The 12,495-nt window shown below is 58.1% G+C and carries 15 protein-coding genes and 1 riboswitch; of the genes, 10 read left to right on the top strand and 5 right to left on the bottom strand.

The genetic code is table 11. The features are described 5' to 3' along the window. On the top strand, nucleotides 1-521 hold a 521-nt coding region (locus tag NW828_RS12410), incomplete at its 5' end, for an RNA-guided endonuclease TnpB family protein (protein WP_414384180.1). Nucleotides 522-701: 180 nt separating this feature from the next. Here NW828_RS12410 and ndk read toward each other — a convergent pair. The 3 genes from ndk to NW828_RS12395 form a co-directional block, all read right to left on the bottom strand. Further along, nucleotides 702-1,151 carry a nucleoside-diphosphate kinase gene (gene ndk, locus NW828_RS12405; protein ID WP_011431937.1) on the bottom strand — a complete coding sequence of 150 codons (450 nt, stop codon included), beginning with the start codon at nucleotides 1,149-1,151 and terminating at the stop codon, nucleotides 702-704. Between the two features lie 88 nt (nucleotides 1,152-1,239). Beyond that, complete coding sequence (locus NW828_RS12400) at nucleotides 1,240-1,911, bottom strand: HupE/UreJ family protein (protein ID WP_011431938.1); 672 nt, start codon at nucleotides 1,909-1,911, stop codon at nucleotides 1,240-1,242. A 49-nt stretch (nucleotides 1,912-1,960) separates the two neighbouring features. Further along, a complete protein-coding gene (locus NW828_RS12395; protein WP_011431939.1) occupies nucleotides 1,961-2,473 on the bottom strand; it encodes a hypothetical protein in 513 nt (170 codons plus the stop codon). A gap of 61 nt (nucleotides 2,474-2,534) precedes the next feature. Between NW828_RS12395 and NW828_RS12390 the strand changes: the two genes are divergently transcribed. From NW828_RS12390 to NW828_RS12360, 7 genes are all read left to right on the top strand, one after another. Then, on the top strand, nucleotides 2,535-2,888 hold the full coding sequence (locus NW828_RS12390; protein ID WP_414329999.1) for an MGMT family protein: 354 nt from the start codon (nucleotides 2,535-2,537) through the stop codon (nucleotides 2,886-2,888). Between the two features lie 212 nt (nucleotides 2,889-3,100). Next, nucleotides 3,101-5,053 carry a bifunctional metallophosphatase/5'-nucleotidase gene (locus NW828_RS12385; RefSeq protein WP_414384182.1) on the top strand — a complete coding sequence of 651 codons (1,953 nt, stop codon included), beginning with the start codon at nucleotides 3,101-3,103 and terminating at the stop codon, nucleotides 5,051-5,053. A 346-nt stretch (nucleotides 5,054-5,399) separates the two neighbouring features. Beyond that, nucleotides 5,400-5,927 (top strand): hypothetical protein, encoded by a 528-nt coding sequence (locus tag NW828_RS12380; RefSeq protein WP_011431942.1) that lies wholly within the window; start codon nucleotides 5,400-5,402, stop codon nucleotides 5,925-5,927. A gap of 51 nt (nucleotides 5,928-5,978) precedes the next feature. Beyond that, on the top strand, nucleotides 5,979-6,443 hold the full coding sequence (locus NW828_RS12375) for a GUN4 domain-containing protein (RefSeq protein WP_414330005.1): 465 nt from the start codon (nucleotides 5,979-5,981) through the stop codon (nucleotides 6,441-6,443). A 28-nt stretch (nucleotides 6,444-6,471) separates the two neighbouring features. Continuing rightward, nucleotides 6,472-7,221, top strand: coding sequence for a DUF1995 family protein (locus NW828_RS12370; RefSeq protein WP_414384178.1), 750 nt, complete (start codon nucleotides 6,472-6,474; stop codon nucleotides 7,219-7,221). Between the two features lie 112 nt (nucleotides 7,222-7,333). Continuing rightward, nucleotides 7,334-7,434: riboswitch (TPP riboswitch) on the top strand. A 5-nt stretch (nucleotides 7,435-7,439) separates the two neighbouring features. Then, on the top strand, nucleotides 7,440-8,807 hold the full coding sequence (gene thiC / locus NW828_RS12365) for a phosphomethylpyrimidine synthase ThiC (RefSeq protein WP_414384177.1): 1,368 nt from the start codon (nucleotides 7,440-7,442) through the stop codon (nucleotides 8,805-8,807). Between the two features lie 206 nt (nucleotides 8,808-9,013). Next, a complete protein-coding gene (locus NW828_RS12360) occupies nucleotides 9,014-9,400 on the top strand; it encodes a VOC family protein (protein ID WP_414384175.1) in 387 nt (128 codons plus the stop codon). 138 nt (nucleotides 9,401-9,538) lie between these two features. On the opposite strand, the gene psbM is transcribed toward NW828_RS12360, so the two are convergent. Both psbM and NW828_RS12350 read right to left on the bottom strand, forming a co-directional pair. Then, a complete protein-coding gene (gene psbM, locus NW828_RS12355) occupies nucleotides 9,539-9,646 on the bottom strand; it encodes a photosystem II reaction center protein PsbM (RefSeq protein WP_071818137.1) in 108 nt (35 codons plus the stop codon). A gap of 86 nt (nucleotides 9,647-9,732) precedes the next feature. Beyond that, the gene (locus NW828_RS12350; protein ID WP_414350488.1) at nucleotides 9,733-10,029 is read right to left on the bottom strand and encodes a 2Fe-2S iron-sulfur cluster-binding protein; all 297 of its coding nucleotides are present in this window, start codon (nucleotides 10,027-10,029) and stop codon (nucleotides 9,733-9,735) included. 360 nt (nucleotides 10,030-10,389) lie between these two features. Between NW828_RS12350 and psbB the strand changes: the two genes are divergently transcribed. Both psbB and NW828_RS12340 read left to right on the top strand, forming a co-directional pair. After that, on the top strand, nucleotides 10,390-11,922 hold the full coding sequence (gene psbB, locus NW828_RS12345) for a photosystem II chlorophyll-binding protein CP47 (RefSeq protein ID WP_011431948.1): 1,533 nt from the start codon (nucleotides 10,390-10,392) through the stop codon (nucleotides 11,920-11,922). 125 nt (nucleotides 11,923-12,047) lie between these two features. Further along, entirely contained in the window at nucleotides 12,048-12,146 is a 99-nt protein-coding gene (locus tag NW828_RS12340; RefSeq protein WP_011431949.1) for a photosystem II reaction center protein T, read from the top strand. The last annotated feature ends 349 nt before the right edge of the window (nucleotides 12,147-12,495 follow it).

The following is a 12,495-nucleotide window of genomic DNA, read 5'->3' as shown; positions in this document are numbered from 1 at the left end:
GATGCCGTCAACTGCTGCAACGGCTGTCTGGCAAAGAGAGACGCTTTCAAGCTTGGGTGAACCACAGTATCGCTAAGAGCATCGTTAAAGCAGCTCAATCTCTTTCTGCCTGCATTGCAATTGAGGACTTGAGCGGCATTCGAGAACGTACCAATCAACACCCCCGCAGTCGTGAGGAGGGGCGGCGTAGCAATAGCTGGGCGTTCTACCAGCTGCGGCGGTTTATCGAATACAAGGCTGTGAGGGCGGGTGTCAAAGTGGTAGTTGTCCCTGCGGCCTATACCTCGCAGATCTGCCACAAGTGCCTGCATATTCATCCCGACTCCGCTCAATCCTATCGCAAGGGTAAGCAGTTCAAATGCGGGCACTGCGGTTGGGAAGGGGATGCGGATTTTAACGGTGCGAAGGTGATTGCGCTTTTGGGGGCTGCTGTAAACCAGCCCAGAGGTTCGTGGTTGGCTTGCCAACTGCAGGGCTGCCAAAAGCCCGCCCTGTACTGCGAAGCAGTCAGGGTCGGGTAGTTTACTAGCAAACAGATCCTGCTTGCCGCTCGAGTTTTGGCAGAGAAGGGGTGGTTCAAGGCACTTCCAACAGAGCCGCTTGCGGCCAGCCGAAGCCAGTTCGAAACACGGCCCTAGCGCTCTGCACTACTTCCGGTCTGGAACCTGCGAACACGACTACCCCTTGCCTGCAGCAAGTACCTACTCATAAATCCAGCTTTGGGCAACTGGTGTCCAGCTCACCAATTCCGACTCATCGAACCAAAGGGCGATCTCCCGCTGCGCGGTTTCAACTCCATCGGAGCCGTGAATGAGGTTGCGGCCAATGTCGATGCCAAAATCGCCGCGAATGGTGCCCGGTTCTGCCTCCAGGGGGTTGGTCTTGCCGATGAGCTTACGGGCGGCAGCAATCACCCCTTTGCCCTGCCAGACCATAGCCACCACCGGCCCCGAGGTAATGAACTTCACCAAACTGTGGAAGAAGGGGCGCTCCTTGTGTTCGGCGTAATGGGCTTCCGCCAGCTCTTGGCTCACTTGCACCAGCTTCAGGCCCACCAATTGGTAGCCCCGACTTTCCAGGCGCTGGATAATGGTGCCCACTAGACCCCGCTGCACGCCGTCCGGCTTGATAGCGATAAAGGTGCGCTCCATGGGATCTCCCCTTGTTGTTACCTATCTTCACCGTTATCCTTGTACCGGATCGGGGATCCCGAGCGCAAGGGAGCAAAATTAGCGCTTTTTACGCGCCCACCACTGCCAAGGTCAGGAAGGCAGCCCCCACCACTGTAATTGCCCAGCCGGCCCAGCGGGTTAAGCCAGGGATCCGCAACCCCCAGCGTTCTGCTGCCCAAAGGGCCAGGAGAGCTACCCCATACTGGACGGTGCTCAACCCCAGTAGATATCCCACCCAAGGCATGGGTTGGGCGCCGATAATGGTTTCGGCGTAGGCATAGCCATGGAATAGCCCCGCCAGGGATCCCCCTATTAGCAAGAGCCAACTTGGGATCTGCCGCGGTTGCACCAGCAGCAAGCCGAAGAGAACCACGGAAGAGGCAATGGCCAGCTCCGTCAGTCCCAGGGGATCCCAGCCGGCCAGGTGGATCCCAGTGCCCACCAAACCTGCCAACACAAAGCCCAAAGGGATCCCGTAGCGCCAGGGCTGCCCCGCCGCCACAAGACCGATGGCCACGACGAAGGCCAGGTGATCCAAGCCAATGACAGGGTGAGCCAGCCCGGAGAGAAATCCCTCCCAGGCCGTTGCAGGCAGTTTCCCTCCCAGGGCGTGGTGGGCAAAAGCCGGCGAAAAAAACCCCGTAACTGCCAGTGCACCCCCAGCAGCGGCAAAGCTGGGGATCCCTTCCTTCCGCCACCGCCCAAGCGGCGATGGGACTTGCTGCCACAGCCAAGACATGCTTTTGGACCTCCCTGAGTTCTCTCAATAGCTGCCCAGATCTCCCAGTCTAGGGGCGCTCTCTGTACCCTTGCAGATTTTCCGGCTCAAACTGGCGCAAAATCCGCGTGGCTTCGCGGAGGCGGGTTTCGTTCTCTTCTTCCACAATGAGCACGTACTTGCCCGCAGCGAGGCGGTTGCGGTAAGCCAAAGCATCGCCGGAGCCACCAGACAAGCCCACTCCGCCGCCGACGAAAAAGCTGCCCATGGCCCCGCCCATCGCGCCCAATAGGCCGCCGATCAGGTGGTTGCCTATAGGTCCCGCCCAGGCAAAGGTATCCAAACCACTCAAAACGCTGAACCCCACCCCGGCCAAAAAGCCAAAGGGCACCAACCAAATGGCCAGGCGCCGCATCTGACGGCGGGCCGCTTGGGCCGGGTCAATCAGCCCAAACTCGTCGGCACTCTTGTAGCCCCGCCCCAGCAGATGCAATCGCTCCAGGGAAAAGCCGGCTTGTTCCAGGGCGCTGTAGGCCGCCTCAGCGGCTATGCGATCCGGCAGTACCGCGATTAAATAGCTCATGGACCCGGGGATCCAATCCGTTCCACATCTTATTGTCTGCCAAGTTTGAGCGAGGATCCCTGTGACCCAGTCTGGCTCCACTAGCGCTCCATCTACTAGCCTCTACCAGCGCTTTTACGAAGTGGTGCGGCGGATCCCGCCGGGCCGAGTGGCCACCTATGGGCAGGTGGCGCGGGTTGCCGGTTACCCCGGCTATGCTCGCCAGGTGGGCTATGCTTTGTTTCGCCTGCAAGGCCAAAACACCGACATCCCTTGGCACCGGGTGATCAACGCCCAGGGCTGCATTTCCTACTCCCCTTTTCGCCTGGGCTACGACGACCTGCAGAAAGCGCTGCTGCAAGCCGAAGGGATCCACTTCGACGCCGAGGGCCAGGTGGACTTGCAACAATTTGGCTGGGATCCAGGGGAAGTTTAACCTAGGCTTGACCTAACCTTAGACAGGCCATAACGAAACCCCCATCCCACCCCTGGTAACGTGAACGCGGATGCGTCCTCTCTTGCGGATGGAGTTAAGGAATTGTCATGAAACCAGCTTGCCGTGCTCGAGGGTCTGCCCCTGCCAAGAGATGGCTCCCGGATTGGCTGAACCCTCTGGCCAGGTCCCTGTGGGTCGGGTTGTGGTGTTTGGTGCTGAGCCTGGCCAGCGCCTGCGGTAGCAGCAGCTCGGTTCCCCCAACCGGCGGAGGGGCTGGGTTTATCGCCTCGGATCCCAATGTGGCTCTCTCGACTCAGCCGCCCGCTTTTACCCTGCAAATCCTACATGCCAGCGACTTGGAAGCCTCGATCGCTGCCGTACAAGATGCACCGCGCTTCTCGGCGGTGGTGAACGCTCTGCGCCCCCAATTCCCAAATACGGTGGTGCTCTCCAGTGGGGACAACTATATTCCCAGCCCCTTCTACAATGCCAGCACGGATCCCTCGCTGCGGAGCCGGTATGACCGCACCCCTGGCAAAGCCGATATCGAGATCATCAACGCCATCGGTTTTGAGGCGTCTGCTTTCGGCAACCACGAGTTCGACCAGGGCACGCGCCAAATTCGCGACCTCATCCGGCCCGACACTGGCCGCGGCTACGCTGGGGCTCGTTTTCCCTACTTGAGCGCCAACCTCAGCTTCAGCGGTACCGGCGAATTGGCTAGCTCTGACTTTGCTGCTGATGGTCAAGAGGCCAGCTCTATCCGCGGCAAGATCGCCAAGACGGCGGTGATCACGGTAGGAGGGCAGCGGATCGGTCTGGTGGGAGCCACCACCACCCGTTTGGCGGCCATCTCTAGCCCCGGCCCCGAGGTGAGGGTAGAAGGCAGGGTGGACGATACTGACCAGGTGAGTGCCGCTCTAATCCAGGGCTTCGTCGATCAACTCACCGCTCAGGGCATCAACAAAATTATCCTCCTAGCCCATCTGCAACAGTTGCAAAACGAGGTAGCCCTGGCCAGCCAATTGCGAAATGTGGACATCATCATTGCCGGCGGATCCCACCGGGTGATCGCCAAGCCCACCGATCGCCTGCGCACTGATTTGCCCGATACCCGCACGGGTGACTACCCCATCTTGCGCTCCTCCGCCAGTGGTCAACCGGTGGCGGTGGTCAACACCGGCTCCAACTATCGCTACGTGGGCCGCCTGGTGGTCAGCTTTGACGCCAACGGGGTTATTGCCCGCATTGACCCGGTGAGCGGTGCCTATGCCACCGACGACCAAGGGGTAGCAGCTGTCAGGGGCACCCCCAATCCTGACGTGGTTCGGGTGGCCAACGAGATCGGCAACATCATCCGCACCAAGGATGGCCGCACCTTTGGCTCCACCACACAATTTCTCAACGGCCTGCGGGCAGAGGTGCGCACCGAGGAAACCAACCTGGGTAACCTCACTGCCGATGCCAACTTGGCCTACGCCAGAACGGTCGATCCTTCTACGGTTATCTCCCTGAAAAATGGCGGCGGCATTCGCGCTCCCATTGGGGCTACCACTGGTGGTGGCGGCGGTGAGCCGGTGCAGCGGATCCCACCGGTGGCTAACCCTGAGGCCGGCAAGCAGTCCGGTCAAATCTCTCAGCTGGACATCGAAACGGCCCTTGCTTTTAACAACGGCCTCTCTCTGTTGACTGTTACCGCTGAGGAACTGAAGCAGATAGTGGAACACGGGGTGGCGCAAACCCAGCCAGGAGCCACGCCAGGCCGTTTCCCGCAAATTGGCGGCTTTGCCTTTAGCTTTGATCCCTCGCGGCCACCGGGATCCCGCGTCCTCTCCTTGCGGGTGGATACGCCCACAGGTCGGGATGTGGTGGTGCGCAACGGCCAAGTGCAAGGGGATCCCAGACGCACCTTCCGCCTGGTGACCCTGGACTTCTTGGCCAATGGTGGGGATGACTATCCCTTCCCTCGCCTGTCTAACCCCAACCGGGTCAACTTGGCCCCCAGCTCTGGCATTACCTTCGACACCCCCGGCAGCGAGCAAGATGCCTTGGCTCGGTATTTGCGGCAGATCGGCGTGTTCACCCAAGCAGACACCCCGCCTGCCCAGGATACCCGCATCCAGAATCTGTCGGCCCGCCCCGATACGGTGCTGCAAGGGCTGTAGATTGGGTTAATGGACTGAGGCGGATGGATCCGGAGGAGTAGGGATTCCGATGCCAGACTCACTTCTTGCAAAAGGGGAGAGTGGCTTGGATGAGTTGCCTCAGCAGCGTGCCGGAGAAATGTCTTGAGCTTTTTAGGAAGGGATCCCTGGCCAGCGTCAAGGATCCCTTTTCTTTTTCCTACTCCTATCCCTGCTGGTGTTACTTGGCAACGTTTACCGGGGTGCCCAGGCGGGCTGTAAACCTTGCGGGCATTGCCCACAATAGGTGGATTTGTATACGGATTGAATTGCTTCCTCAAGGAGGAATCATTACCATCAAGGGTGACGTTCGCTCCCTTTGCTGTTCATGACTCTGGAGACGTTTTTTACCCAGCTCAACGCCAATGGCTTAGCCATTGCGCTTTTGCTCTTTGCCACCCCTTGGGTGGTTTGGGTTCTCTGCGACTGGATCCCAGGCCAATGGGAGGAGCCTTTTTTGCTCAGCTTAAGTATCGGCTTGGGAGCGGTAACTCTTGTCCTCTGGGCGGGCTACTTGGCCTATGCCACCAACACCGCCGGCTGGCAGGCGGTGGTGAAGCAGGCGGATATGTTCTTGCTGCTGGTGCCTCCCTGGACTTTTCTTAGCTCCATCTGGGTGGCGCGGCAGCGCATGCCTCTCTCGCGGGTGCCGGCTTTTCGCACCTTGCAAGGGATCGGCATTTTGGCGGCAGTCTATCTTATTTTTTCTTGGCTCAGTCGCCGGGTTTATCTTGTCTTTTTTTCCTACATGCCCTTTTCGGCTTTCTTGTGGATCCTGGCAGGGCTGTTGGGGGTGGCGTACATCGGCTATCGCATCATCTTCGGGGATCCGCCCAAGTACCCGCCTGAAACCTGAGGAGACGGACAGCAGGGACTAAAATCAAGGGAGACCTTTTGCAACTTGGCAATGGTGACCGTCCCTCTGACTTCAGCCCTGAATATCGACTATCGTCCTCTGCAGGAGCTGTTATCGGCGGGAGCCTGGCTGGAGGCGGATCGGCTGAGCCTACAACTGCTATGTCGGGCGGCAGGAGAGGGGGCGGCGCGGCGGGGCTGGCTGTATTTTTCCGAGGTGAGCCGGATCCCGGTCGAGGATCTGCGCACGATCGATCGCCTGTGGCGGGCGGCCTCCGGGGATCGCTTTGGCTACTCGGTGCAGCGGCAACTGTGGCTGGGGGTGAACCGCAACTGGGAGCGCCTCTGGCCGCTCATTGGCTGGAAGCAGGGCTACCACTGGACTCGCTACCCTGACGAGTTCATCTGGGATCTCTCCGCCCCCAAGGGCCACCTGCCCCTTTCCAACCAACTGCGGGGGGTGCGGGTTCTGGAGGAGTTGCTCACCCACAAGGCTTGGGAAGAAGTGTCTGGCTGAGCATCCCTGGTTACTGGCTGAATCATAATTGGACTGGACTGTGGCCGAGCAACTGCAACTAACCCAATTTCCCAACTTGCCCATCGACCTGGCCCAGGCCTGTGAGCAGGCCATCCACGCTACACGGCTGGCTATGCAAGCAGGATATCGCCGCCTGCTCATCGAGATCCTGGCCCCCGACATCAAGCCAGAAGTATTGTCCCGCCCGTTCTTGGAGCTGCTGCAACCGCCTGCTTTGGTGCTATTCAGCGATGCCGGCGGAGCAGCCCTGGCCCAGCGGGAATGGGGATCCCTACCCGAAGGGATCGAATTGCAGAGCTTGACTTCCCGGACTCAACCTACCCCAGAACAGAGCCTCCTGCTGGTGATGCCAGCGGTTTACAGCTTGGATCAGGTGGAGCGGGTTTGCCAAGCGGTCAGCGGTGGGGATCCCTCTGGGCTGACTTCCAAAGGACGGGATCCCAAACCCGTCGTTCTCCTCAACCCCCAATTGCAGGATGCCGCCACCGTGGGGGTGGGTCTGGCCGGTCGCCGACTGCGTCAGCGGTTCCTGAGCACCTTTGAGACCAGCTACTACCTGCGCTCCCTGGTGGAGGGGGCCCTGTTTCGGGCCTATCCGGATCCCTGGAGCCTGTGGCAACAGGAAGAGCCCGGCCTCTACAGCGTCTTGAAGACTTTTATTGCCCAGCCCACCGGCGAGGAAGTGGCCGAACTGTTCAGGGCCAGCAAGGGAAAGGATCCCTGGTGGAGCTGGCGGCGCTGGCTGGGATCCCTGTGAGGGTCAGGATCTCATGGAGAGAGAGGCCAGGGGTGAGGGTTAGTACTATCTCAAACTCTTTTAATAAAGACTATAAAGCTCCCTGCCTCATCTCTATTTCGGTGATATGATCACACCACGCTAGGAGTGTCTGGGGATTATCCCCAGGCTGAGATTACATCCTCAGAACCTGATCTGGTTCATACCAGCGTAGGAAAGCGAGCACTGGAGTTGACAACATGCGCAGCGAATGGGTTGCCCGTCGCCGTGGGCAAGCAAATGTAACGCAAATGCACTTTGCCCGTCAGGGCGTGATTACTGAAGAGATGGAGTATGTGGCCCAGCGGGAAAACCTGCCGCCGGAACTGATCCGCTCGGAAGTGGCCCGGGGTCGCATGATCATCCCTGCCAACATCAATCACACCAACCTCGAGCCGATGTGCATTGGGATCGCTTCCCGGTGCAAAGTCAATGCCAACATTGGCGCTTCCCCTACTTCTTCCGGCTTGGCCGAAGAGCTGGAAAAGCTGAAATTGGCCATCAAATACGGCGCCGATACCGTTATGGATCTGTCCACCGGCGGGGGCGATTTGGATGAAATTCGCACAGCCATTATCCAAGCTTCTCCAGTGCCCATTGGCACGGTGCCCATCTACCAAGCCCTAGAAAGTGTGCACGGCAACGTCGAAAAACTTTCTGCAGAAGACATCTTGCATGTTATCGAAAAACAGGCCCAGCAAGGGGTGGACTACATGACCATCCATGCCGGGATCCTGATCGAATATCTGCCGTTGGTACGCCACCGCCTGACGGGAATTGTTTCTCGTGGGGGTGGGATCCTGGCCCGTTGGATGTTGGCCCACCACAAACAAAACCCGCTTTATACCCACTTCCGCGACATTATCGAGATTTTCAAGAAATACGATGTTTCTTTTAGTCTGGGAGATTCTTTGCGACCGGGATGTTTGCACGATGCCTCTGATGAAGCACAACTGGCGGAGTTGAAAACCCTGGGCCAGTTGACCCGCATGGCTTGGGAGCACGATGTACAGGTGATGGTAGAAGGGCCGGGGCACGTGCCGATGGATCAAATTGAATTTAACGTGCGCAAGCAAATGGAGGAGTGCGATGAGGCTCCCTTCTACGTTTTGGGGCCTTTGGTAACCGATATTGCGGCAGGCTATGACCACATCAGCTCCGCCATTGGGGCGGCCTTGGCTGGCTGGTATGGTGCGGCAATGCTCTGCTACGTCACCCCCAAGGAACACTTGGGTTTGCCCAATGCTGAGGACGTGCGCAACGGCCTCATTGCCTACAAAATTGCCGCCCATGCTGCCGACATTGCCCGTCACCGGCCTGGGGCCAGGGATCGGGATGATGAAATGTCGAGGGCCCGCTATAACTTCGACTGGAACCGGCAGTTTGAATTGTCTTTGGATCCAGAACGCGCCAGAGAATATCACGACGAAACCTTGCCGGCAGATATCTACAAAACGGCAGAGTTTTGCTCTATGTGTGGGCCAAAGTTTTGCCCTATGCAAACCAAGATGGATGCAGAGGCTTTGAGTGAGCTGGAGCGGTTCTTGGCCGCGCAGCCAACAGGATAAGTCTTGTTTCATCCCCAATCCAATGGGTTGAAACCATCTTCTGTCCTGCCTATGGACTGGATTGGGATCCCTGTCTCAAGTTCTCAAGAAGTCAGGTCTAGAGCCCTGTCTTGCTGCGGGGATCCCTACCCTTCGGGGTGGGGAGTGTGTCAAGCTGATCTGGAGGAGAACCGTTGCAGTTGGCTCACTTGAGCACAGAGGATGACATGGCACTTAGACAACTCGGGCATGTCGCCATCCGGGTAGAAGACATCCCCAAGGCGGTGGAGTTCTACCAAAAGCTGGGCATGGTCAACGTCTGGCAGGATCCCGACTGGGCCTACATGAAGGCGGGAGAGGATGGGCTGGCACTGCTGGGGCCGGGCTACCGCGCGGCAGGGCCTCACTTTGGCTTTGTCTTCGACAGCATAGAGGAGCTCCAGCAAGAACACCAACGCCTGAAATCCCAAGGGATCTCGGTAGGGGCCATTCACACCCACAGGGATGGCACGGCCTCTTTCTACGGCAAGGATCCCGACGGCAACCTGTTTGAGTTTTTGTATGAGCCTGCGGGAACCTTCGACCAAGCCAAGGCAGCCCAAGCCACAGCTTGACTTAGCACCTTGAGGGCGCTCCCCCAAGTACTCTCAGTTTGTCCAACGCAAAGGGATCCTCTTGTACACAGGGGATCCCCTTTTTGACCGGCTTTAGGAATACCCCTTGCCCAATTTGAATCGGCAGGAGCTGCCCACTCAGTCACCAGATCTGCTGGAGGTTTGCACGTACAAAATCACCAGGAAGATGGCGGGCACCAGAACGACTAAGAGAGTGGCCAAGATGCCCAGGTAGTTCGTCTCCATAACTCACAAATGCCACAAGCCCAACTGGCAGTCAGCATACCACTCTTGAGTACGACTTGCCCAAAAGGAAAACGGGCGGGCCAAGGCTAGGGCTTGGTTTTGACCGAAACATCCCCCAACACCTTGGTCTGGCAGGCAAGGCGGTAGCTATCGGGCTTGCGCTTGAGCTTGCGGTTTTCTGCCTCGGTGCGAGGGGAGAGATGCTCGGATCCCTCGACAATCTCCACCACACAGGTGCCACATTGGCCGTTGCCGCCGCAGTTGAGCAGCTTGGCCATCATTTTGTAGAGATCGATCTGGTTTTCCAGAGCCTTCAGGCGCAGGTTAGCGCCTTCAGCGACGAAGATCTCTCGGTTCTCGTTGACGAAGCGGATCGTTGCCATACCCCTGCCAGAAACCACGACACCTTTCAGACTGAGCCAGGAGAGCGCTCACAGTTGCTAAGTATTGTAACATTTTAAGTCATATTTTTAATCTCTGGCGAGAGATCTGGGAAGATGATGCCTAAAGTGAGACGGCATCCTGCCTGAAGCCACTCAGGTCGGTAGCGTTTCGTTATACTGTTTGATGCCCGTGATGGAAATTCTGAGAGCGATATCCTCTTGGGTGCGCTCAGGGGTTCAAGCGGGTGCGGCACCCCTCGACTCTGAAGAAACTGCTCAGGTCAGGATCCCAGGTAAGATGTCGGCTTAATTTTGACTGGATATCGCGCAAGTGTTGGAGAACGTGGAGGACCGAGCTTTATGGGACTACCGTGGTATCGGGTCCATACGGTTGTACTGAATGACCCAGGTCGCCTAATCGCGGTTCACCTGATGCATACTGCTCTGGTAGCAGGTTGGGCCGGATCAATGGCGCTTTATGAAACGGCCATTTTCGATCCGTCGGATCCTGTCCTAAATCCGATGTGGCGTCAGGGCATGTTTGTCATGCCATTTATGGTTCGCCTGGGGGTGGTCAACTCCTGGGGCGGTTGGAATATCTACGGCGAGAGCGTTGCCAATGCGGGCTTCTGGACGTTTGAAGGGGTAGCTACTGCCCATATCGTTTTGTCCGGCTTGCTCTTCTTGGCGGCCTGCTGGCACTGGGTGTACTGGGATCTGGAGCTGTTCCGGGATCCCCGCACCGGCGAGCCGGCTTTGGATCTGCCGAAAATATTTGGGATCCACCTGCTGTTGGCCGGGATCCTCTGCTTTGGGTTTGGCGCCTTTCACCTGACGGGGGTGTTTGGCCCGGGGATGTGGGTGAGCGATCCCTATGCGACGACGGGACACGTCCAGCCGGTAGCACCGGAATGGGGGCCAGCCGGTTTTAACCCCTACAACGCCGGAGGGGTGGTGGCCCACCACATTGCTGCAGGCATCGTGGGCATCATTGCAGGTCTATTTCACATCACGGTACGCCCACCCCAGCGCCTCTATCGCGCTCTGCGAATGGGGAACATCGAGACGGTGCTTTCCAGCTCGATCGCGGCGGTGTTTTTTGCCGGTTTTGTGGTGGCCGGAACCATGTGGTACGGCAGCGCCACTACCCCTGTGGAGCTGTTTGGTCCCACCCGCTACCAATGGGATTCTGGCTATTTCAACCAGGAGATTAACCGCCGGGTAAATGCGGCTATGGAAGCCGGGATGACCCGCAGCGAGGCCTACAACTCCCTGCCCAAATCTTTGCTCTTCTACGACTACGTGGGCAACAGCCCGGCCAAGGGGGGTCTGTTCCGAGCTGGCCCCATGAACAAAGGGGATGGCATTGCCATCGAGTGGCTGGGCTACCCGGTGTTCCGTGACCGCGAAGGGCGGGAGCTGACGGTGCAGCGGATGCCCAACTTCTTCGAGACCTTCCCGGTTATCCTGCGGGATGCCGATGGGGTGGTGCGGGCAGACATTCCCTTCCGTCGGGCAGAGTCTCGCTATAGCTTTGAGCAGGTGGGCGTGACGGTGGAGTTTTACGGCGGCAAGCTGGACGGTCAGGTGTTTACCGACCCGGCAACGGTTAAGAAATATGCCCGCCAGGCCCAGTTGGGTCAGTTGTTTGAGTTCGACCGAGAAACCCCCAAGGCGGACGGCACCTTCCACACCAGCCCCCGCGGTTGGTTTACCTTTGCTCACGCGGTCTTTGCCCTGCTGTTCTTCTTCGGCCACATTTGGCACGGCGCCCGTACCCTCTTCCGGGATGTGTTCGCCGGTATTGACCCGAATATGAGCGAGGAAATGGTGGAGTTCGGCGTCTTCCAGAAAGTAGGGGATCCCACTACCCGCAAGGTGCAGGAAGCCTAGAGCCCTTTTCGGCGATGCCGTCGGCACTCTGCTTCACTTTGGAGATGGGGTGCTGGCGGCTCTGAGTTAATCTGGAATCAAGCCCCCCTTAGCAATCCTTAGCAATTCTGACTTGGAGGTTTCGTATGGAAGCCATCACCTACACCTTTATCCTGTTTTTGACGTTGGGCCTTTTGTTTTTCGCAGTTGCCTTTCGGGAAACTCCGAGAATTACCAAGAAGTAACCCAGGGTAGTGGCTGCCGTTCCTGCTGTGCCGGGCTCAAGCAAGGCAGAGGGAAGGTCAGTCTCTTTTGAGATTTGTGGTTTAGGCTTAGTTCTGGATGGGGCCGGAGCTCTCTCCGGCTTTCCTATTTGCGGTTGGGTAGCGGCAACTCGGAATGGAGTGATTCCAAAATAAGATTCCAAAATAAATAGTCAAGTAGCGGCAACCTGAGGATCCTTCCTTTTGGGAGAGGAGGGGGGAGTTCTCAGAGCTACTGAGACCCTTTTCGGTACTCTTCAGCTAGAAATCGCAGGAGCCCCGCACTGTACCCGTAGGGTCAGTGTCGGGAGGAATGCGGAAGTTATGATAG

The sequence above is a fragment of the Synechococcus sp. W55.2 genome, assembly GCF_047461635.1.
Taxonomy (GTDB): domain Bacteria; phylum Cyanobacteriota; class Cyanobacteriia; order Thermostichales; family Thermostichaceae; genus Thermostichus.
The sequence above is the reverse complement of the archived record's forward strand: the minus strand, read 5'-3'. Positions and strand labels throughout refer to the sequence as shown.